Raw genomic sequence first — 20,510 nt, 5'->3', positions numbered from 1 at the left:
CATTGGGCTCGAAACTCTCGACCTCTATAATCCGCAAAACTCGAAAAAAAGCTTTATCGGTATGACGACACCAACGGAAACTTCCAAGCCCCTCTCTATTGCCGTATTGGGCGGCGGCAGTTTCGGAACCGCCATTGCCAATATCGTGGCCGGCAATGGTCACGATACCCGCCAGTGGATGCGCGACGAAGCGCGCGCGGCGGATTGCCGCAAGATGCGCGAGAACCACTATTACCTGCCCGGGGTGCCGCTGCACCCGGAGCTGCAGATTACCAGCGACCTGCAGCGGGCCGTCGACGGCTGTGCCATCGTGTTCGTGGCGATCCCCAGTAAATCCTTTCGCGAGGTGGTGCAGAAGGTCGCGCCGCTGCTATCGCCCGGCACTATGCTGATCTCCACCACCAAGGGTATCGAGCACGACAGCTTCCACCTGATGAGCGATATCCTGCGCGAAGAAACCACCGACATGCGCGTCGGCGTACTGAGCGGACCCAACTTCGCCAAGGAAATCGTCGCCGGGCACTACACTGCGACGGTGATCGCCAGTGATGATGAGGCGCTCTGCACCAACATCCAGAAGGTGCTGCACTCAGAGACTTTCCGCATCTATTCGAGCGGGGATGTATTCGGTGTGGAGCTGGCCGGTGCGCTGAAGAATATCTATGCGATCGTGACCGGCATGGCCGCCGCGCTCGATCGCGGGCAGAACACCATCAGCCTGCTCATTACCCGTGCACTGGCGGAGATGATGCGCTTTGCCGAAGCGATGGGGGCGGATCCGATGACGTTTATCGGCCTCGCCGGCGTCGGCGACCTGATTCTCACCTGTTCGTCCGACCTGAGCCGCAACTACCGCGTCGGCTACCTGGTGGGCAAGGGGCGGCCGCTCGAGGAGGCCGTCGCAGAAATCGGTCAGGTCGCCGAAGGCGTCAACACGGTTCGCTTGATCAAGCACAAAGCGGATGAATTGGGCGTCTACATGCCCTTGGTTTCCGCAATTCACGCCATATTATTTGAAGAGCGGCCGATTCCAGAGGTAATACGCGATTTAATGTCGGGCGCGCAAACCTTTGATGTGGCCTATTCGGCGAAGCCGTAGACAGAGGTAAAGTGAGCGAAGCCGTAAACCCTGGTACAGAGTGCCGAAATCTAATGGAAATAACTTTATGGATAATGACGACCTGAAAGAAAACCTGACTTCCGGCAACCAGTGGCTGCGCCTCGTCTATATGGTGCTGTTCGCGTTCCTGCTGGAAATTGCCGGCCTGGTGATGCTGGCGGTTGTGATACTGCAATTCCTGTTCTCGATCATTACCGGCAGCCCCAACGACAACCTGCGCCGCCTCGGCGATCAGATCGCCTCCTACGTGTACCAGACGCTGCAATTCCTGGTTTACAACACCGAGGAAAAACCCTTTCCGTTTGCCGAGTGGCCGGAATCCGATATCGAGGATTTGTCCGGCTATGAGAGTGCCGAGGAAGTGGAGGGGGAGGTTGTGTCCGACGAACCGCACGGACAGAGCATGTACGACCCCATCGAACTAGGCAGCGATGAAGATGCCGGCGAAGAGAAGGAAGAGAAGGAAGAGAAGGAAGAGAAGGAAGAGAAAAAAACTCCGCCGAAGAAATCTCCGCCCAAGAAAAGCGCCGCCAAAAAGAGCTCCGCGAAGGACAGCGGAAGCAAAGGCAGCGCCGCCAAAAAGAGTGACGACTCCGCCGGCGCCGACAAGGATACCGATGCGGATTCCGCTAAGGGCGATGACAGCGACAAATAGTCTGTCAGCACGGGTGGGCTCGATACCCGCCTTTGACGCACAGGGAGGTGAACCGTGCAGTTACTGATATTGCGCCATGCGAAAGCCGAGCCGATGACTGGCGACGACGCCGCCCGCCAGCTGACCGAGCGCGGGCGGGCGCAGGTCGCGCAGATCTGCGATATGCGCGCCGATGAACTCTCCGCGGTGCGCGCCATCTGGGCCAGCCCGTTTGTGCGCACCCAACAGACCGCGCAGATCGTGGCGGAGCGCCTCGGGCTGCCGGTGATTCCCCAGTCCCTGCTGATCGGTGATACGCCGCCGCAGCAGGTGCTGGACGCATTGCAGCAGGAGGCGGAGCAGTGGCCGCTGTTGTTGGTCAGCCACCAGCCGCTGGTCGGCAGTCTGGTCAATGGCCTCTGCGGCAGTGACGGCGAGCACCCGATGGGCACCGCCAGCCTCGCCTGCCTCAGCGCGGAGGTCTGGGCCAGCGGCTGTGCCGACCTCGACTGGCTGCAGCACGCGGAATAAGCAAGGCGCGCAGCGCTTCGCTGCACCGGGCCGCGGAGTCGCCGCCCGGCCATTTAATCCACCAGCTCCGCTGATCCATCGGGTCATTGCCAGCGCGCGGCGATCGCTGCAACATCGCCCACCTGTTTCCCGGATGTTGCCGATCATGAATCAATCTCCCCGCGACTCTCACCCCTTTGTTGAAAGGACCCTCGAATTCGGTGGCAGGACTGTCGCCGCGCGCCAGTGGGGCTCTGCCGACGGCGCGCCGGTGCTGGCGTTGCACGGCTGGCTCGACAACTGCGCCAGTTTCGACCGGCTGGCGCCGCTGCTCGGCGGGCTGAACCTGGTCGCGGTGGACATGGCCGGCCACGGCCGCAGTTATCACCGCTCCCTCGATGCCAACTACAACATCTGGGAAGAGGCCGAGGACGTGCTGGGGGTGGCCCACGCACTGGGTTGGCGCAAGTTTTCGCTGCTCGCCCACTCCCGCGGTGCGGTGGCGGCGATGATTACCGCCGGCGCCTTTCCGGATCGAATCGAGCGCCTGGCACTGATCGACGGGCTGGTACCGCCGCCAGCGGAGGATGCCGAGGCGCCGGAAATTCTTGCTCGCGCAATTGCCCAGCGCGCCCGCTACGCGGCGCGCAAGCCTCGCCACTTCGCTTCGTTTGAGGAGGCCGTGGAAGCGCGGAAAAACGGCATGTTTCCGCTGTCTGACGGCGCCGCCCGTGCGCTGACCGAGCGCGGCACCGTCAGCGCCGGTGACGGCGTCACCTGGAGCAACGATCCGCGCCTGATGGCCACCTCCACCGCCAAGCTGAACAATGCGCAGGTAAAAGCGTTCCTCGACCGGGCCACGATGCCGATTCGCCTGGTGCTGGCAGCGGAGGGTATAGTGGATATGATCAAGCGGCTGCGGCCGGTGCTGGCCGAGCATCCCAATATTGATGTGAAGGAAATGCCAGGCGGTCACCACCTGCATATGGAGGAGGGCGCCGAGGGCATCGCGGAGTGGTTTGGGCCATTCCTGCGTGGCGAGAGCGACTAGTGAACCCGGGCAGGGCCCGGCGGCTATCGACGCGCCGTCAGAAAGGCAGCCTTTTCGAGTAACAGACCGGGTCCATTTCCCGCACCTCCACCGTTACCGCCGGCACCCCGTCGGCAAATTGGCACAGGCAGTTAAATACCGACGAACTCAGTGCCTCCCGCTCCCGGTCGCTGCGCCCCTCGAGCAGGCGTATCTCGGCATGGATAAAACTGCCGCCCTTGTCGCCGGCAATAAACTGCTCGTAAGCCAGGGCGCGAGTCTTGATCGTGTGGGAGGCGAAGAGGCCGGATCGGTGCATCGCTTCCTGGGCCGAACTGACCAGGGCGGCGATGGAGACCTTATCCTCGAGCTTTTTGGCGTACTCGATGACCAGATGGGGCATTTTTCATTCACTCCGTGAAAGTTATGCGGCCTCGAGGCCGCATGACACTTCCCTGTGCCGTGTACGGTGAACCGCTACTGGCTGATCAGGGACAGGAATTCGTTGCGGGTGGCCTGGTTGCTGCGGAAGGTGCCGAGCATCGCCGAGGTCTTCATGACCGAGTTTTGTTTCTCCACGCCGCGCATCATCATGCACATGTGCTTGGCTTCGATGATAACCCCTACGCCGGCGGCGTTGGTGACTCGCTGCAGGGTCTCGGCGATTTCCACGGTCAGCTGCTCCTGGATCTGCAGGCGGCGCGCGAACATGTCGACGATACGCGCGACCTTGGACAGGCCCACGACCTTGCCGTCGGGGATATAGGCCACGTGCGCCTTGCCGATAAACGGCAGCAGGTGGTGCTCACAGAGGGAGTAGAGTTCGATATCCTTGACCAGCACCATCTCGCTGCAATCGGACGGGAAGAGAGCGTCGTTGACGATCTCTTCGACAGTCTGCTGGTAGCCGCGAGTCAGGTATTGCATGGCCTTGGCGGCGCGCTTCGGGGTGTCTTTCAGCCCGGGGCGTTGCGGATCCTCGCCAATTGCTTCGATAATTCGCGCGTAGTGTTCGTTCATGCTGCTCTTTTCCAACATCTCAGCCCGAGGGGGCGGGTGCGCTACCCTAAGCTTTTGTCACCAGAGAGTAAAGATCCGCACAGATGGGCGCAGAGTTTCAACGTATTTAAGGATAGATTCGATGATAGAAAGGCGTGAATCCAGCCTCCACGAACTGGCGACGGTGCTGGACTATATCCGCTGGGGTGCCAGCCGGTTCAACGAGGCCGGGCTGTGGTTTGGCCACGGCACCGACAACGCCTGGGACGAGGCGGTCCTGCTGGTGATGCACGGCCTGCACCTGCCGCTCGAGAGCAAGCCGGAGGTGCTGCAGGCACGCCTGACGATGGAGGAGCGCCGCGAGGTGATGGCGCTGCTGGAGCGGCGCGTCGAGGAGCGGCTGCCGGTCCCCTACCTGACCCGCGAGGCCTATTTCTGCGGTATACCTTTTTACGTGGACGAGCGCGTGCTGGTGCCGCGCTCGCCGATCGGGGAGTTGATCCGCGCTGAGTTCCAGCCGTGGCTGAAGGTGGAACCACTGGCGATCCTGGATCTCTGTTGCGGCAGCGGCTGTATCGGCATCGCCTGTGCCGAGGCGTTTCCCGAGGCCCGGGTCGATCTCAGCGATATTTCCGAAGGTGCCGTCGAGGTGGCGCAGATCAACATCAACCGCCACCAGCTGAACGAGCGGGTGCGGGCGGTGCAGTCCGATATGTTCGCCGGCCTGGATGGCTTCAGCTACGAGCTGATCGTGTGTAACCCACCCTATGTGGATGCGCGCGACCTGGCGGAAATGCCCGACGAATACCGGGCGGAGCCGGAAATCGCACTGGGTTCCGGCGAGGACGGCCTCGATTTTACCCGCCAGCTGCTGCGCCAGGCGGCCAATCACCTGCAGCCGGACGGCCTGTTGGTGTGTGAGGTGGGCAACAGCTGGGAGGCGCTGGAGCAGGCCTTCCCGGAAGTGCCTTTCCTGTGGCCGGAGTTCGAGGATGGCGGCCACGGCGTCTTCGTCATCAGCCGCGAGGAGCTGCTCGCCTACCAATCCTATTTCGACGCCGAATAATTCCTCTTACGCAGGGGCCGTCGCGCGCACCAATTGTGCTTTTTAGCGCGCGCGGCGCACCCGGTAGGGGGAATCCTCTATAATGCGCGGCTTCCCACCGCAGAATCGCTGCGCCAATCACTGAGAGGCAGGAACGGTCGCTTATGTCGGGCAACACCTTTGGCAAGTTGTTTAGCGTCACTACTTTTGGCGAGAGTCACGGCCTGGCTCTGGGCTGTATCGTCGACGGCTGCCCGCCCGGACTGGAGATCAGCGAGGACGAGATCCAGCTGGAACTGGACCGGCGCAAGCCCGGCACGTCCCGCTACACCACCCAGCGCCGCGAGGCGGATCAGGTAAAGATCCTGTCCGGCGTGTTCGAGGGCAAAACCACCGGCACGCCGATCGGCCTGCTGATCGAAAACACCGACCAGCGCTCCAAAGACTACGCGAACATCTCCGAGCAGGTGCGCCCGGCTCACGCCGATTACACCTACTGGCAGAAATACGGCCTGCGCGACTACCGCGGCGGCGGCCGCTCCTCTGCGCGCGAGACGGCCATGCGCGTCGCCGCTGGCGCCATCGCCAAGAAGTGGTTGCGGCAGAAGTACGGCATCGAAGTGCGCGGCTATCTGTCCCAGCTGGGGCCGATCAAGATTGAGAAGCTGGATTGGGAGCAGGTCGGGCAGAATCCGTTTTTCTGCCCGGACGCGGACAAGGTGCCAGAGATGGAAGCCTATATGCAGGCGCTGATCAAGGAGGGCAACTCGATCGGCGCGCGCATCTCGGTACAGGCTTCCGGTGTGCCGGCCGGACTCGGTGAGCCGATTTTCGATCGCCTCGACGCCGACCTCGCCCATGCGCTGATGAGCATCAACGCGGTCAAGGGGGTAGAGATCGGCGCGGGTTTTGCCAGTGTCGAGCAGAAAGGCACCGAGCACCGCGACGAGATTACCCCGGAGGGTTTTCTCTCCAACAATGCCGGCGGCGTGCTCGGTGGCATTTCCAGCGGCCAGGACATAGTCGCCCATATCGCGCTGAAGCCCACTTCCAGCCTGCGCATCCCCGGGCGCAGCATCGACACCCACGGCAATCCGATCGAGGTGGTCACCAAGGGGCGTCACGATCCCTGCGTCGGCATCCGCGCAACCCCGATTGCCGAGGCAATGATGGCGCTGGTGCTGATCGATCACGCGCTGCGCCAGCGTGGACAGAATGGGGATGTCACACCGGGTGTGGTGACGGTAGAAAAATAATTTTCACAATAAAAAAAAGGGCGGCAAATTGCCGCCCTTTTTTTATTTTCTGCAACCCCGATTACAGGTGCAGATTCAGACCCAGGTACGGGCCTTTGATTTCGATGTCGGTCTGCAGATCGTCCAGTTCCTGCAATTCCAGGCTCATTACCCGGTAGCCGGCCTCAACGGCGAAGTCGAGACCCGGGGCGAAGTCCCAGCGCACTTTGGCGGTCAGGTCGGTATGGGTGTCGCCTTTGTAGCCGGTGCCATTGCCCTGGGCAATCACGGACCAGCCGGTAAACGGCAGGTCGAAACGGGCCATGCCGTAGGCCATCGGCAGGTAGCCATTCAGTTCGATGGTCTCAGACTGGAACGCGCTCGCCACAGATAGTTCACCTTTGTACTGGCGCGCGGTCAGGCCGACGTCCAGGTTCACCCAGTTGTCGAGAATTTCGTAATACAGGGTGGCGTCGGTGTGGCTCAGATCCAGGTCCGAGCTTACCTCGCTGCCGATCAGGAAAGTCTCATCACCGAACTGCACGAACTCGCCGAGCTGGGCGGCACCATCGGTCTGGATGCTGCTGTGGGACAGCATGATGTTCGGCACCAGCGGGATCGGGTGCTCCAGGGCTGCCTGCAGGAAGGTGATGTTGTCTTCCGCCAGGGCAAACTCATCCATATTGAAATTGTCGACACCGATACCGCCGGTGTAGGTCGGCTGCCAGATGCCGGCGCTGGCGTCAACGCCGAGGATGGTATCTGCGCTGGCGGCGCCGCTGGCGAGGGCGGCGCACAGGGCGAGTGCTGTTTTTTTCATGGGTTCTCTCCGTCTTATAGTTGTGGCGGAGTTTACCTTTTTTTTGCTGGCATACTGATGTCAACGGTACGCTTTACGTAAATAGTGTGATTGCGGTCAGATTTTTTCTGTTGAATTTTTATCCGCTGCGGCAAAAAGCAGCTGCTGCAGGGCGCTGGCGGCATTGCTGAGCGTACGCGCGCGGTGACTGATAACGCCGAGATTGCGCACCACATGCAGTTTCTCCACCGGCAGCACGGCGAGGCTGTCGTCCACCAGCGTGCGCGGCAGCACGCTCCAGCCGAGTCCGACGCCGGCCATCATCTTGATGGTTTCGAGAAAGTTGGTGGCCAGCTTGGCGGTCAATCGCAATCCCTGGGCGTCGAACTCGCGTTTGATCAGGCGGCCGGTATAGGTGTTCAGATCCGGCAGTATGGCGGGATAGTGGGCCAGGTCGGTGAGATCCACAGTTTTCATCTTGGCGAGAGGGTGATCGGGTGCGGCGACCACCACGCAGGGATCCGGCCAGATGACGCGCGCGTCCAGGCTCGGGTATTCCTTCAGCGCCAGCGTGACCACGGCCAGTTCATATTCCCCGGCCATCAGTGCTTCATAGGCCTGTTCTGAATCGACAAAGTCGATATCCAGTGCCACCTCTGGATAGCGGGTGCTGAATTCCTTAAGTACCGGTGGCAGGTGGTGAAGGCCCACGTGGTGGCTGGTGGCGATGCGCAGGCTGCCGGTGACCTCGCCGCCGAGTGAGCGCAGCTCGCGCTCGGCATCGCTGACTTCATTGAGGATATGGCGCGCCCGCGGCAGCAGCGCGCGGCCGGCGTCGGTGAGCTGCAGGCGCCGGCCGATACGGTCGAACAGCGGTGTGCCCAGTTGTTGTTCCAGTGCGGCAAGGCGCTTGCTGACGGCGGGCTGGGTCAGGTGTAGATGTTCGGCCGCCTCCGATGCCGAGCCCTGCTCGGCGATGGCGAGGAAGGCCTTTAGCCATTGGATTTCCATCGTTCGATACCTTTTAGGTATTGCGAGGCGGCGCCGCTGCCGGTGGCCGCTTTTTCAACAGCCTGATCGGCAAATGTTTCTCAAGCGGCCCCCGGCAGCAGCGCCTTCGCTTCGGGGTGTAGTCCTTCGTCAATCCGTCGTGGAATACAGATTATTCCATATCCGACTAGTTCTTATAATAAATATAAATTGATGTTATTCAATGCCGGAGGCTAGACTGCGCCAATCAAAAAACGAGGAGAAACGGCCATGGCCGGGCAGACGCTCTACGACAAACTCTGGCAGGACCACCTGGTAAAGAGCCGGGAAGACGGCACCGCACTGATTTATATCGACCGCCACCTGATCCACGAGGTGACTTCGCCGCAGGCGTTTGAAGGCCTGCGACTGGCCGGTCGCAAACCCTGGCGCAAAGACTCGCTGGTGGCGACGCCGGACCACAATGTGCCGTCCGAGGCGGCCGAGCGCGCTGCCGGCGTGGCCGGTATCCGCGATGAGGTATCGCGCATCCAGGTGCAGACTCTTGATGAGAACTGCCGTGATTTCGACGTGGTGCAATTCGGCATCAATGAGCCGGGGCAGGGCATCGTCCACGTGATCGGTCCCGAGACCGGCGCCACCCTGCCGGGCATGACCGTGGTCTGCGGTGACTCCCATACCTCCACTCACGGCGCTCTCGGCGCCCTGGCGCACGGTATCGGCACCTCCGAGGTCGAGCACGTGATGGCGACTCAGTGCCTGATCCAGAAAAAGATGAAGAACATGCTCGTGCGCGTGGACGGCGAGCTGGGCCCGGGCGTGACCGCGAAAGACGTGGTGCTGGCGATTATCGGCAAGATTGGCACCGCCGGCGGTACCGGCTATGCGATTGAGTTCGGTGGCGAGGTGATGCGCAATATGTCGATGGAAGGGCGCATGACCGTCTGCAACATGGCCATCGAGGCGGGCGCGCGCGCCGGCATGGTGGCGGTGGACCAGATCACGCTGGACTACGTGAAAGACAAACCCTACGCGCCGAAAGGCGCTGACTGGGACCGCGCTGTAGAAGCCTGGAGCCAGCTGCACTCCGACGACGATGCCGTGTTCGATGTGGTGGTGGAGCTGCGCGGCGAGGAGATCGAACCGCAGGTGAGCTGGGGTACTTCCCCGGAAATGGTGGTCGGAGTGAGCGCGCAGGTGCCGGATCCGGCAACCATCAATGATGCGACCAAGCGCGCCGGTATCGAGCGCGCGCTGGAATATATGGGCCTGAACGCCGGCCAGAAAATCACCGACATCAAGCTGGACCGGGTATTTATCGGTTCCTGCACCAACTCCCGTATCGAGGACCTGCGCGCGGCCGCTGCGGTGGCCAAGGGCCAGAAAAAGGCCGACAGCGTCAAGCAGGTACTGATCGTGCCGGGATCCCAGGCGGTGAAGGCGCAGGCGGAGAAAGAGGGGCTGCACAAGGTCTTTATCGACGCCGGTTTCGAATGGCGCGAGCCGTCCTGCTCCATGTGCCTGGCGATGAACGCGGACAAGCTGGGCGCCGGTGAGCACTGCGCTTCCACATCCAACCGCAACTTCGAGGGGCGCCAGGGTTACGGCGGCCGCACCCACCTGGTGAGCCCGGGCATGGCGGCAGCGGCGGCGATTGCCGGCCGCTTTGTCGATGTGCGTGAAATGGCGACTGCCCAGAGCGAGGGGGGAATTTAAGATGAAGGCTTTTACCCAACACAAAGGTCTGGTGGCACCGATGGATCGCGCCAATGTGGATACGGATCTGATCATTCCGAAACAGTTCCTGAAATCCATCAAGCGCACCGGTTTCGGTCCGAACCTGTTCGACGAGCTGCGCTACCAGGACGAGGGCCAGCCGGGCCAGGACTGCTCCAAGCGCCCGTTGAACCCGGAATTTGCACTGAACTATCCGCGCTATCAGGGCGCTTCTGTGCTGCTGGCGCGGGAAAACTTCGGCTGTGGCTCCAGCCGCGAACACGCGCCCTGGGCCCTGGACGATTACGGTTTCCGCGCGATCATCGCACCGAGCTTCGCCGATATTTTCTTCAACAACTGTTTCAAGAACGGCCTGCTGCCGATCGTACTGGATGAGACGATTGTCGATCAGTTGTTCGACGAGATGTACGCGGAGGAAGGCTACCAGCTGACCATCGACCTGGAAAAGCAGCAGGTCGTCAAACCGAATGGCGAGACCATCGATTTTGAAGTGGATGCATTCCGCAAGCACTGCCTGCTGAACGGTCTCGACGATATCGGCCTGACACTGGAAGATGCGGACGATATCCGCACTTATGAGGCCAAGCGCCGCGAGCAGGCGCCGTGGTTGTTCGACGCGGTCAAATAAACAGAATTAAGGAAAATCATTGTGAGCAAGAAGATCATGATCCTGCCGGGCGACGGTATCGGCCCGGAGATCGTCGAGCAGGCGGTAGCGGTACTGGAAGCTGCAGACAAGAAATTTAACCTGGGCCTGAGCTTTGAGCAGGGCCTGATTGGTGGCGCGTCCATCGATGCGCACGGCGAGCCGCTTACCGACGCGCAGCTGGCCGCGGCCGGCGAGTGCGATGCGGTACTGCTCGGTGCCGTCGGCGGCCCCAAGTGGGATACGCTCGAGCGAGAAATCCGCCCGGAGAAAGGCCTGCTGAAAATTCGCAGCAAGCTCGGCCTGTACGCCAACCTGCGGCCGGCGATTCTGTATCCGCAGCTGGCCGATGCCTCTTCGCTGAAGCCGGAGGTGGTTTCCGGCCTGGATATCCTGATCGTGCGTGAGCTCACCGGCGGCATCTATTTCGGCGAACCGCGGGGTATCCGCACGCTGGAAAATGGCGAGAAGCAGGGCTTCAATACTTACGTATACAGCGAATCGGAAATCGAACGCATTGCGCGCACGGCTTTTGAGGCGGCGCAGAAGCGGGGCGGCAAGCTCTGCTCGGTAGACAAGGCCAACGTACTCGAAGTGACGGTACTGTGGCGCGAAGTGCTGGATCGCCTGGCACCGGAATATCCGGATGTGGAGCTGTCCCATATGTACGTCGATAACGCGGCCATGCAGCTGGTGCGCGCGCCGAAGCAGTTCGACGTGATGGTCACCGGCAACATGTTTGGCGATATCCTGTCCGATGCCGCGGCGATGCTGACCGGTTCCATCGGCATGCTGCCCTCCGCCTCCCTGAACGAGAGTGGTTTCGGTCTCTACGAGCCGTGCCACGGTTCGGCGCCGGACATCGCCGGGCAGGGCATCGCCAACCCGCTGGCGACGATTCTGTCGGCTGCCATGATGCTGCGTTACTCGCTCGATATGGGCGAGGCGGCAGACGCGATCGAACAGGCTGTAAGTAAAGTGCTCGACGAAGGACTGCGCACCGCGGATATCCATACCGAAGGCTGTAAGAAGGTATCTACCGCGGAGATGGGTGCAGCAGTGGTGGCCGCTTTCTAATTTCGCAGATCTGATTGTTATCGTAATGCCGGCGTTAGCCGGAACTCAGAAGAGCACAGAATTAACAGGATACTGCAATGAAAAAAGTAGGATTTGTCGGCTGGCGCGGCATGGTCGGCTCGGTACTGATGGAGCGCATGCTGGCGGAGGGTGACTTCGCCCATATCGCCGAACCGGTTTTCTTTTCCACCTCCAACGCGGGCGGTAAGGCACCGGATATCGGTCGCGAAGTGGCACCGCTGGGCGACGCCTTCGATATCGATGCGCTCGCCGAGCTGGACGCCATCGTCAGCTGTCAGGGCGGTGACTACACGAAAGAGGTTTTTGCCAAGCTGCGCGCGAAGGGTTGGAACGGTTACTGGATCGACGCGGCCTCCAGCCTGCGCATGCAGGACGATGCCATCATCGTGCTGGATCCGGTCAACCGCGACGTGATCGACCGGGGCATCGAGTCGGGTACGAAAAATTTTATCGGTGGCAACTGCACCGTGAGCCTGATGCTGATGGCGCTCGGCGGTCTGTTCAAGGCCGGTCTGGTGGACTGGGTTTCCGCGATGACCTACCAGGCTGCCAGCGGCGCCGGGGCGAAGAATATGCGCGAGCTGATAGCGCAGATGGGCGCGCTGCGCGACGGCGTTGCCGAAGAGCTGGCCGATCCGGCCAGTGCGATCCTGGAAATCGACCGCAAGGTGGCTGCCGACATGCGCTCGGCCGATTTCCCGACCGCGGAATTTGGCGCGCCGCTGGCGGGCAGCCTGCTGCCGTGGATCGACACCCAGCTGGAAAGCGGCCAGAGTCGTGAGGAGTGGAAGGCGCAGGTCGAGGCCAACAAGATCCTGGCTACCGATATGACCGTCCCGGTGGACGGCACCTGCGTACGTATCGGTGCCATGCGTTGTCACAGCCAGGCGTTCACCGTGAAGCTGAACAAAAATCTGCCGCTGGCAGAAATCGAGCAGCTGATCGGCAGCGCCAACGACTGGGTCAATGTGGTACCCAATGAACGCGAGGCCACGCTGCAGCAGCTGACGCCGACCGCGGTGACCGGCAAGCTGGATATCCCGGTGGGCCGCCTGCGCAAGCTGAGCATGGGGCCGGAATATCTGAATGCCTTTACCGTCGGTGACCAGCTGCTGTGGGGCGCGGCGGAACCGCTGCGCCGTGTGCTGCTGATTCTGCTGGGCAAACTGTAAGCGCGGGCCCGGCTGGCACGCATTTCGCCAGCCTGTGATGTCTTGCACAATAAAAGCCGCTCCGGGGCCCCGGAGCGGCTTTTTACATTACTCCCCACGGGTATAATCGCCCCTCGATTTTGCCTCCCCAAACCACGAAGTGAACTACCATGTCGGAAACTGCCCGCGAACTGGTTATCGTCGGTATCGATAACGCTGCCCTTGCCCCCCTGCTGGAGATTCTCGAACAGCGCGGCACCATTGCTGCAGACCGGCTGCGGCTGCTGGAGGTCGAGGACAGCGAGGTGGAGCCACAGGTGTTCGCCAACCGCAATGTCCCCGTGCAGGAGCTGGAGAAGTTTACCTTCGCGCCGGAGCAGGTGGTGGTGTTGCTGCGCAGCGATGAGGCGGCGCAGACAGCCCTGGCCGCCGCCGAGGCGGCAGGTGCCTGGGTAGTGGACGCCGCCGGCAATACCCGCGGCGATGAGAGCGTCACAGTTGTCCATCCGCTGTTGAACAGTGGCGATATCGCCGGCGCAGAGCGCCGTGTGCTGGCGTTGCCAAGTGCCGGTGCCGCCATGGTGGCCGAGGCGCTTGCGCCGCTGGCAGAGGATCTGCAGGCGGTAGAGATCCAGCTGAATCAGCCGGTATCGGCACTGGGCAAGGTGGCGATCGATTCGATGGCGGCACAGACGGCGCGCATGTTCAGCGGCCAGGATGCGGAAGTCGATCCCGCTATAGGCCACCGCCTCGCGTTCAACCAGCTGAGCGCCACTGAGGCGCTGCTGGCCAGCGGCCATACCTTGAGTGAACTGGCGCTGGTGCACGATCTGCGCTGCCTGCTCGGGGAAGGGGTCGCGGTGGATGCCTGTATCAATACTGTCTCGGTGTTTCACGGCCAGCTGGCCAACCTGCGCGTGGCGCTGCACGAAGAGGTCGACCTGGAAAAGGTGCGCGCGTTACTGAAGAACGGCGCGCGCCTGCAACTGGCCGAACAGCCGTCGGCGGAGGATGCGGTTGGCAGCGAGGCGACAATAATTGGCCGGTTGCGGCAGAGCTTGCTGAATAGTCGACAGATCAATTTTTGTGCAGTGTCGGACAATTTGCGCAAAGATTTGGCCATGAACTGCGTACAGATTGTGCACTTGTTGCTAAAAAACTATTGATATTTAATACTTAGCGAACATAGTGAAGGTGTATTCTTAACTCTCGTTCGGCTTGGGGTTGGCGATAAATTCGCCAAAGAGAGACACCTGCCATTGCGGCAAATACTTGCTTGAACGTTTACTGTACGGTGATGGGGATTTCGAAGGTCGGCTTTGCGGATAAAAGACGCGCTTCTCGGAACACCCGGTGATTCTAACAATAAAGGGAATCGGATATGCGTGTGCGAAAGCTGGCACTAGCGGTAGGTCTGGTCAGCGCACTGGGTGGCAACGCGGCTCTGGCGCTCGGGCTGGGTGAGATCAAACTGAACTCGACCCTCAACCAGCCTCTCAATGCAGAAATCAATTTGCTGCAGACTCGCGGCCTCGGCGACAACGAAATCAAAGTGCGCCTCGCGAGTCCTGAGGATTTCGAGCGCGCCGGCGTCGACAGATCCTATTTGCTCACCGAGTTGCGTTTCGAAGTGGACTATTCCGGCGCCCAGCCGGTAATACGGGTGTCCAGCCGCGAACCGATTCGCGAACCTTTCCTGAACTTCCTGGTGGAAACCCGCTGGCCCAGCGGCCGTCTGCTGCGGGAGTACACCCTGCTGATGGATCTGCCCGCCTTCTCGACCAGCGTTGCCCAGCAGCCGGTCCGCGCCGCGGAGCGTGAGCGCCAGCAGGTGCGCCGTGAGGCTCCGGTGCAACGACCGGTGCAACAGCCGGCAGTACGCCCGGCAGAGCCGGAGCCGGTCGCCGAGCCGCAACCGGTCGAGGTGCGCGAACAGCAGCCGACACAGCAGCAGGCCGACGAGCCGGTGGAATTGCGCCCGCAGGCGCAGACCGCCGCTGCCGAAGAGAGCCCGGCCGGCGAGAGCAGCCGCGTATACGGCCCGGTGTCTGCGAATCAGACCCTGTGGGAAATCGCAGTGAATAACCGCGTCAGCCGCGAATTCTCCGTACAGCAGACCATGCTGGCGATCCAGCGCCTCAACCCCGAGGCCTTCATCAATAACAACATCAACCTGCTGAAGAAGGGCGCCGTGCTGCGCCTGCCGAATGCGCAAGATGTGCGCGCGCTGTCCCTGTCCGAGGCCGTCTCCGAGGTGGCCACGCAGAATGAATCCTGGCGCCAGCGCATTGGTGGCGACACCGCTACCGGTGCCCCGCTGGATGCGCGCGCGGTTGCCGAGGACACTTCCTCTGGCGAAACCGTGGAGGGGCGGGTCAGCCTGGCCGCCCCGGGTGACAACGAATCCGTTACGTCCGGTTCCGGCAGTGGCGCCGAGGACAGCGAGGCCCTGGCCGGTGACCTGACCGTTGCCGAGGAGGAGCTGGACAAATCGCGCCTCGAAAACGAGGAGCTGCAAGAGCGCATCGCCGAACTGGACGAGCAGATCGATACCATGGAGCGCATGGTCGAGGTCTCCAACGAGGAAATGCGAGCAGTTCAGGCTGCCGCCGAGCAGTCGGAGCCGTCCGCCAACCCGATGGAAGTCGGCGACGGTGAAGCCGCTGCGGAATCCAGCGAGGAAACCGTTGCGGGCGAAGAAACGGTTGCGGACACGACCGCAGAGCCCGCTGTAGCAGAGGAGCCTGCGACGCAAGACGACAGTCGCAATCGCGTGGTAGTACAGACCAAATCCGAGCCGACCCTGATGGAGCGGCTGATGGAGAATATTCAGCTGATTGGTATCGGTGCCGGCGTGCTGCTGGTCGGCCTGTTCGGATTCTTCACCTGGCGTCGTCGCAAGGAGGAAGAAGAGGCCATGCTGCAGGTCGAGCGCGAAATGCTGTCCGAGCGCGAGCTGGCCGAAGCGCCGGGACTCGGCGAGCAGAGCGAAGAGCTGTCTGCGCTGGAGGGCATGCCGGGTGAAGATGACTTCGATCTCGGCGAGCTGGATGATGTGGGTACAGACGATCCCATCTCCGAAGCGGAAATCCACCTGTCCCTGGGGCAGTACGACGAGGCCGAGAGCAAACTGTTGCTGGGGCTCGACCAGGACGGCCAGAATGTCGACGCACGCCTGATGCTGCTGGAGGTGTACGCGCACCAGCAGAATGCCGATAAGTTTGACGAACACTATCGCCAGCTGTTGAGTGTCAGCGATGGCCCGGCGGCGGATCGCGCCGCGCGCCTGCGCGAGACCATCGCCGGCGCCGCACCTTTCGAAGCGCCATCCATGGACTTCACCAGTGAATCGCTGGAAGCCGCGCAGCTGGATGATATCAGCGCATCTTTCGAGGATGATTTCGCCAGCGAATCCTTCGATAGTGCCTCTTTCGACGGCGATAGCGCGACCGCAGATTCCGGCAGTGACTTCGGCGGGGAGCTGGGGGATGACACTTCCCTGCTGGACGACCTGACCATGGATCTGTCCAGCGATGGCGACAGCGCTGCTGGCGAATCCGGCGACGATGATCTCTCGCTGGACCTGGATCTGGACATGGACACCGGCTTCGATAGCGAAGTGCCAAGCGGACAGGGTGCCCAGTCGGACAGCAGCGAGGACGACTTCTCGCTGGATCTGGGGCTGGACGGCGGCTTCGACAGCGAAGCGCCCGCAGAACAGGGTGTGCAGGCGGACAGTGAGCAGGACGAGTTCAATCTCGACGATCTCGACCTGGGTGATCTGGAGCTGGGTGACAGTGACGACAGCCAGGAGCTGGGTCCGATTGACTTCGAATCCGCCGGGCTCGAAAGCGGTGAAGCCGATAGCGTCGAACTCGACAATATGCAGCCCGAAAGTGCCGAGCAGACCGGCAATGATGATTTTGACGGCCTGGATTTCGATCTGGACCTGTCGCCGATGGAAACCGCTGATGAGCTGCAGCTCGAGGCCGGAGAACCGCAGGCGGATGATCATGTGGATGCGGCGGCCGCAAGGGATACCGCAGAGCTGTCCCTGGATGACATCGGTGACGACGAGCTGAAATCGATAGGCGGTGAGCTGGACGACAGTCTGGATCTCGATTCCGTCGATCTGGATGATATTGCCAGCAGCCTGCCCGGCGATGAGGAGCTGTCACTGGAAGGCGATACTGCCGTTGCCGTGGCGTCTGAGCAGCCTTCTGCTGGAGTGAGCCAGCCGTCCGCGGCAGAGGACAGCGAGGCAGACTTTGGCGATCTGGGCTTCAATCTGGAGAGCGACCTGGATTCCGAGCTGAACCTGCTCGATGGCACCGATGAAATTAGCACCAAGCTGGAGCTGGCCCAGGCCTACCTGGATATGGGCGACAAGGACGGAGCCAAGGATATCCTCAGCGAGGTGGTGCAGGAGGGCGCGGGCGAGCACAAAGCGCGCGCCGAGGAGATGCTGGAGCGCATGGCGTAAAGGCCCGCTCTTTCTCCGGAAAAACCTCGCACAGGCTGCGGGGTTTTTTTATTTTTGGATTTTGGGTCGCACAGAATTCGTCAGTGTCTGCCGGCCCACCGTTTTATTTAGCAGTGGCCGTCGTGCGCCACCGGTGGTTTATCAGAGAAATGCCGCGCGAATATATCTATAAGCCGAATGGCGAGGTGCCACCCGGTGAACAGTTACCGGAGGGGCTGCGCCGTATCGCCGTGGGTGTCGAATATTGCGGTGCCCGCTTACACGGTTTTCAGAAGCAGAAGTCTGCCGCCGAAACCGTGCAGGCTCACTTGGAGCGAGCCCTGTCGAGTATCGCCGCCGAACCGGTGACGCTGGTATGCGCCGGGCGCACCGATGCCGGTGTGCATGCGACCGGCCAGGTCATCCATTTCGATACCCGCGCGGTGCGGCCGCCGCGCGCCTGGGTGCAGGGCGTGAATACGCAGTTGCCGGACGCGGTGCGGGTGCACTGGGCGCGGGAGGTGCCGGCGCAGTTTCACGCGCGCTTCTCCGCCCGGGCGCGCAGTTACCGCTACCTGATTCACAGTGCACCGACCCGCTCGGCGCAGGCCGCCGCCGAGGTGACCTGGACCCAGCACCCGCTGGATCTGCAGGCGATGCGCGATGGCGCCCGGTATCTGCTGGGACGGCACGACTTCACCAGCTTCCGCGCGAGCCAGTGCCAGGCGAAGAGTCCGGTGCGGGAAGTAACCCGGCTGGATATCGCCCGGGTCGGACAGCTGATCGTGCTGGAAGTCAGCGCCAATGCGTTTCTGCACCATATGGTGCGTAACATTACCGGCGTGCTGATGGCCGTCGGCCGCGGAGAGCGTATGCCGCAGTGGGTCGGGGAAGTGCTTGATTGTCGGGATCGCACGGTCGGCGGTGTCACTGCGCCGCCCTACGGGCTCTACCTGGTGGACGTGCAGTACCCGGCGGAGTTCGAATTGCCGGAGTCGGAGCCGGGTCCATTGCTGGTACCCTTGCCGCTGGGACAGTTGCCGCGGTAACGCCAGGCGCCGGGAACGGCGGAATCACGCATTTCGCGGCCGGAGCCAATCTGCTAGTATCGCGGGCTCCCTCTTTTATGGACGGCCGGTCGGTTTCAGGCCGGGTGACGCGATGCAAGTAAAAATCTGCGGCATCACAAATATCGAAGATGCGACCGCGGCGGTAGCCGCCGGAGCCGATGCGCTGGGGCTGGTGTTTTATCCGTCCAGTCCACGTCACGTTGATGTCGATACTGCGGCGACCATCGCGGCGGCGGTGCCGCCCTTTGTGACGCTGACGGGGCTGTTCGTCGACGCCGCGGCGGCGGATGTGGAAGCCGTGCTGACCAAAGTGCCGCTCAATTTGCTGCAGTTTCACGGCCGTGAAACGGCCCAGTATTGTGAGCAGTTCCGGCGTCCCTATATCAAGGCGCTGCGCATGAAAGATGGTCTCGATGTGCATGCAGCGATGGATGGTCACCCCCGGGCGCGCGGCTTCCTGCTCGATGCCTACCGCCCCGGCGTTCCCGGCGGTACCGGCGAGACCTTTGACTGGCAGCGGGTACCGCAGGATAGCGGCCGAGCGATAGTGCTCGCCGGTGGCCTGCAGCCGGACAATGTTGCCCTGGCAATTGCTGCGGCACGCCCGCAGGCCGTGGACGTCAGCGGCGGAGTCGAGGCGTCACCGGGTAAGAAAGATCCGCAAAAGGTCGCCGCCTTCATTCGCGCGGCGAAGAACCAGTAGAAATTTTCTGTGATCGATGGAGTGTGCAAGTGAGTGATCAAGGTGCGATAGATTTTTCCGCCTTCCCGGATGCCAGCGGGCACTTCGGTCCCTACGGCGGCCGCTTTGTATCGGAGACGCTGATCAATGCGTTGGATGAGTTGCAGGCGATGTATGCGCGGCTGAAGGACGACCCGGAATTTATTGCCGCCTTCGATTACGACCTGGCCCACTATGTCGGCCGGCCGTCGCCGCTGTATCTGGCCGAGCGCCTGACCGAGGCCGCGGGTGGGGCGCGTATCTGGCTGAAGCGCGAAGACCTGAATCATACCGGTGCGCACAAGGTGAACAATACCGTCGGTCAGGCGCTGCTGGCCAAGCACAGCGGCAAGACCCGCGTGATCGCCGAGACCGGCGCCGGCCAGCACGGTGTCGCCACCGCCACCGTCGCCGCACGCCTGGGGCTGAAGTGCGCGGTCTATATGGGTGCCGAGGACGTCAAGCGCCAGTCGCCCAATGTCTATCGCATGAAGCTGCTGGGGGCCGAGGTGATTCCGGTGGAGTCCGGTTCCAAGACCCTGAAGGATGCAATGAACGAAGCCATGCGCGACTGGGTCACCAATGTTGACGACACCTTCTACATCATCGGCACTGTCGCCGGTCCGCATCCCTATCCGCAGCTGGTACGCGATTTCAACTCGGTAATTGGCCGCGAGGCCCGCCGTCAGAGCCTCGAAGAATTCGGCCAGCTGCCGGATGCACTGGTGGCCTGTGTCGGCGGTGGCTCCAATGCGATCGGCCTGTTCCACCCGTTCCTGAACGATACCGGCGTGAAGATGTACGGTGTCGAGGCCGGCGGCGAGGGACTGGCAACCGGCAAGCACGCGGCGCCGCTGAACGAGGGTGTGCCGGGTGTACTGCACGGCAACCGCACCTATCTGATGGAGGACGAGGACGGCCAGATCATCGAGACTCACTCGGTGTCCGCCGGCCTCGATTATCCGGGCGTAGGTCCGGAACACGCCTGGCTGAAAGATATCGGTCGGGTGGAGTACGTCACCGCCGACGACAAGGAAGCGCTCGATGCTTTCCGCCAACTCACCCGTACCGAGGGGATATTGCCGGCGCTGGAATCCAGCCATGCGGTCGCCTATGCGCTGAAGCTGGCGGCGACCATGAAGCCGGAACAGAACATCGTTGTGAACCTGTCGGGCCGCGGCGACAAGGATATTTTCACCGTTGCCGCCATCGACGGCATCGAAGTCTAGGGCCTGGCTCCCACAGTGAATTAGGGATTGAACG

Annotated in this window: 19 protein-coding genes; 15 read left to right on the top strand and 4 right to left on the bottom strand. The window is 61.9% G+C overall.

What is annotated here, in order from left to right; genetic code table 11:
- Positions 1–61: 61 nt before the first annotated feature.
- The 4 genes from BLW36_RS05585 (at position 62) to BLW36_RS05570 (ending at position 3,315) form a co-directional block, all read left to right on the top strand.
- Positions 62–1,099 carry an NAD(P)H-dependent glycerol-3-phosphate dehydrogenase gene (locus BLW36_RS05585; protein ID WP_091385973.1) on the top strand — a complete coding sequence of 346 codons (1,038 nt, stop codon included), beginning with the start codon at positions 62–64 and terminating at the stop codon, positions 1,097–1,099.
- A gap of 67 nt (positions 1,100–1,166) precedes the next feature.
- Complete coding sequence (locus BLW36_RS05580) at positions 1,167–1,775, top strand: DUF4389 domain-containing protein (RefSeq protein ID WP_091385971.1); 609 nt, start codon at positions 1,167–1,169, stop codon at positions 1,773–1,775.
- Between the two features lie 54 nt (positions 1,776–1,829).
- Entirely contained in the window at positions 1,830–2,285 is a 456-nt protein-coding gene (locus tag BLW36_RS05575) for a SixA phosphatase family protein (RefSeq protein WP_091385969.1), read from the top strand.
- A 145-nt stretch (positions 2,286–2,430) separates the two neighbouring features.
- Entirely contained in the window at positions 2,431–3,315 is an 885-nt protein-coding gene (locus BLW36_RS05570; protein ID WP_091386976.1) for an alpha/beta hydrolase, read from the top strand.
- Between the two features lie 37 nt (positions 3,316–3,352).
- On the opposite strand, the gene BLW36_RS05565 is transcribed toward BLW36_RS05570, so the two are convergent.
- Together BLW36_RS05565 and folE are read right to left on the bottom strand one after the other, a co-directional pair.
- Positions 3,353–3,697, bottom strand: coding sequence for a 5-carboxymethyl-2-hydroxymuconate Delta-isomerase (locus tag BLW36_RS05565; RefSeq protein WP_091385968.1), 345 nt, complete (start codon positions 3,695–3,697; stop codon positions 3,353–3,355).
- A gap of 74 nt (positions 3,698–3,771) precedes the next feature.
- Positions 3,772–4,332 carry a GTP cyclohydrolase I FolE gene (gene folE, locus BLW36_RS05560; protein WP_091385966.1) on the bottom strand — a complete coding sequence of 187 codons (561 nt, stop codon included), beginning with the start codon at positions 4,330–4,332 and terminating at the stop codon, positions 3,772–3,774.
- 103 nt (positions 4,333–4,435) lie between these two features.
- On the opposite strand from folE, the gene prmB reads away from it, so the two are divergent.
- Together prmB and aroC are read left to right on the top strand one after the other, a co-directional pair.
- The gene (gene prmB, locus BLW36_RS05555) at positions 4,436–5,359 is read left to right on the top strand and encodes a 50S ribosomal protein L3 N(5)-glutamine methyltransferase (protein ID WP_091385964.1); all 924 of its coding nucleotides are present in this window, start codon (positions 4,436–4,438) and stop codon (positions 5,357–5,359) included.
- A 143-nt stretch (positions 5,360–5,502) separates the two neighbouring features.
- Positions 5,503–6,594 (top strand): chorismate synthase, encoded by a 1,092-nt coding sequence (aroC, locus tag BLW36_RS05550; RefSeq protein WP_091385962.1) that lies wholly within the window; start codon positions 5,503–5,505, stop codon positions 6,592–6,594.
- Positions 6,595–6,655: 61 nt separating this feature from the next.
- Here aroC and BLW36_RS05545 read toward each other — a convergent pair whose 3' ends face one another.
- Positions 6,656–7,393, bottom strand: a complete 738-nt coding sequence (locus tag BLW36_RS05545) for a TIGR04219 family outer membrane beta-barrel protein (protein ID WP_091385961.1) — start codon at positions 7,391–7,393, stop codon at positions 6,656–6,658.
- 96 nt (positions 7,394–7,489) lie between these two features.
- Positions 7,490–8,383: a LysR family transcriptional regulator gene (locus BLW36_RS05540; protein ID WP_091385959.1), complete on the bottom strand. Its 894-nt coding sequence runs from the start codon at positions 8,381–8,383 to the stop codon at positions 7,490–7,492.
- 249 nt (positions 8,384–8,632) lie between these two features.
- On the opposite strand from BLW36_RS05540, the gene leuC reads away from it, so the two are divergent.
- From leuC to trpB, 9 genes are all read left to right on the top strand, one after another.
- Positions 8,633–10,078 (top strand): 3-isopropylmalate dehydratase large subunit, encoded by a 1,446-nt coding sequence (gene leuC / locus BLW36_RS05535; protein ID WP_091385957.1) that lies wholly within the window; start codon positions 8,633–8,635, stop codon positions 10,076–10,078.
- 1 nt (position 10,079) lies between these two features.
- On the top strand, positions 10,080–10,727 hold the full coding sequence (gene leuD, locus BLW36_RS05530) for a 3-isopropylmalate dehydratase small subunit (protein WP_091385955.1): 648 nt from the start codon (positions 10,080–10,082) through the stop codon (positions 10,725–10,727).
- A gap of 21 nt (positions 10,728–10,748) precedes the next feature.
- Complete coding sequence (leuB, locus tag BLW36_RS05525; protein WP_091385953.1) at positions 10,749–11,822, top strand: 3-isopropylmalate dehydrogenase; 1,074 nt, start codon at positions 10,749–10,751, stop codon at positions 11,820–11,822.
- Positions 11,823–11,899: 77 nt separating this feature from the next.
- On the top strand, positions 11,900–13,015 hold the full coding sequence (asd, locus tag BLW36_RS05520) for an aspartate-semialdehyde dehydrogenase (RefSeq protein ID WP_091385951.1): 1,116 nt from the start codon (positions 11,900–11,902) through the stop codon (positions 13,013–13,015).
- Between the two features lie 149 nt (positions 13,016–13,164).
- Complete coding sequence (locus BLW36_RS05515) at positions 13,165–14,160, top strand: Asd/ArgC dimerization domain-containing protein (RefSeq protein WP_091385949.1); 996 nt, start codon at positions 13,165–13,167, stop codon at positions 14,158–14,160.
- 215 nt (positions 14,161–14,375) lie between these two features.
- The gene (locus BLW36_RS05510) at positions 14,376–17,477 is read left to right on the top strand and encodes a FimV/HubP family polar landmark protein (protein ID WP_091385946.1); all 3,102 of its coding nucleotides are present in this window, start codon (positions 14,376–14,378) and stop codon (positions 17,475–17,477) included.
- Positions 17,478–17,626: 149 nt separating this feature from the next.
- Positions 17,627–18,505, top strand: coding sequence for a tRNA pseudouridine(38-40) synthase TruA (truA, locus tag BLW36_RS05505; RefSeq protein ID WP_091385944.1), 879 nt, complete (start codon positions 17,627–17,629; stop codon positions 18,503–18,505).
- 112 nt (positions 18,506–18,617) lie between these two features.
- Positions 18,618–19,229 carry a phosphoribosylanthranilate isomerase gene (locus BLW36_RS05500; RefSeq protein ID WP_091385942.1) on the top strand — a complete coding sequence of 204 codons (612 nt, stop codon included), beginning with the start codon at positions 18,618–18,620 and terminating at the stop codon, positions 19,227–19,229.
- A gap of 29 nt (positions 19,230–19,258) precedes the next feature.
- On the top strand, positions 19,259–20,476 hold the full coding sequence (gene trpB / locus BLW36_RS05495) for a tryptophan synthase subunit beta (protein ID WP_170833126.1): 1,218 nt from the start codon (positions 19,259–19,261) through the stop codon (positions 20,474–20,476).
- Positions 20,477–20,510: the final 34 nt, after the last annotated feature.

The sequence above is a fragment of the Microbulbifer marinus genome (assembly GCF_900107725.1).
GTDB lineage: Bacteria > Pseudomonadota > Gammaproteobacteria > Pseudomonadales > Cellvibrionaceae > Microbulbifer > Microbulbifer marinus.
Note: the sequence above shows the minus strand (reverse complement) of the source record. Positions and strands in the feature narration are given on the sequence as shown.

Bases quoted from the DNA above. Each gene is read 5' to 3' on its own strand.
- BLW36_RS05585 (WP_091385973.1), top strand. From the start codon at position 62: ATGACGACACCAACGGAAACTTCCAAGCCCCTCTCTATTGCCGTATTG.
- BLW36_RS05580 (WP_091385971.1), top strand. From the start codon at position 1,167: ATGGATAATGACGACCTGAAAGAAAACCTGACTTCCGGCAACCAGTGG.
- BLW36_RS05570 (WP_091386976.1), top strand. From the start codon at position 2,431: ATGAATCAATCTCCCCGCGACTCTCACCCCTTTGTTGAAAGGACCCTC.
- BLW36_RS05565 (WP_091385968.1), bottom strand. From the start codon at position 3,697: ATGCCCCATCTGGTCATCGAGTACGCCAAAAAGCTCGAGGATAAGGTC.
- folE (WP_091385966.1), bottom strand. From the start codon at position 4,332: ATGTTGGAAAAGAGCAGCATGAACGAACACTACGCGCGAATTATCGAA.
- prmB (WP_091385964.1), top strand. From the start codon at position 4,436: ATGATAGAAAGGCGTGAATCCAGCCTCCACGAACTGGCGACGGTGCTG.
- aroC (WP_091385962.1), top strand. From the start codon at position 5,503: ATGTCGGGCAACACCTTTGGCAAGTTGTTTAGCGTCACTACTTTTGGC.
- BLW36_RS05545 (WP_091385961.1), bottom strand. From the start codon at position 7,393: ATGAAAAAAACAGCACTCGCCCTGTGCGCCGCCCTCGCCAGCGGCGCC.
- BLW36_RS05540 (WP_091385959.1), bottom strand. From the start codon at position 8,383: ATGGAAATCCAATGGCTAAAGGCCTTCCTCGCCATCGCCGAGCAGGGC.
- leuC (WP_091385957.1), top strand. From the start codon at position 8,633: ATGGCCGGGCAGACGCTCTACGACAAACTCTGGCAGGACCACCTGGTA.
- leuD (WP_091385955.1), top strand. From the start codon at position 10,080: ATGAAGGCTTTTACCCAACACAAAGGTCTGGTGGCACCGATGGATCGC.
- asd (WP_091385951.1), top strand. From the start codon at position 11,900: ATGAAAAAAGTAGGATTTGTCGGCTGGCGCGGCATGGTCGGCTCGGTA.
- BLW36_RS05515 (WP_091385949.1), top strand. From the start codon at position 13,165: ATGTCGGAAACTGCCCGCGAACTGGTTATCGTCGGTATCGATAACGCT.
- BLW36_RS05510 (WP_091385946.1), top strand. From the start codon at position 14,376: ATGCGTGTGCGAAAGCTGGCACTAGCGGTAGGTCTGGTCAGCGCACTG.
- truA (WP_091385944.1), top strand. From the start codon at position 17,627: ATGCCGCGCGAATATATCTATAAGCCGAATGGCGAGGTGCCACCCGGT.
- BLW36_RS05500 (WP_091385942.1), top strand. From the start codon at position 18,618: ATGCAAGTAAAAATCTGCGGCATCACAAATATCGAAGATGCGACCGCG.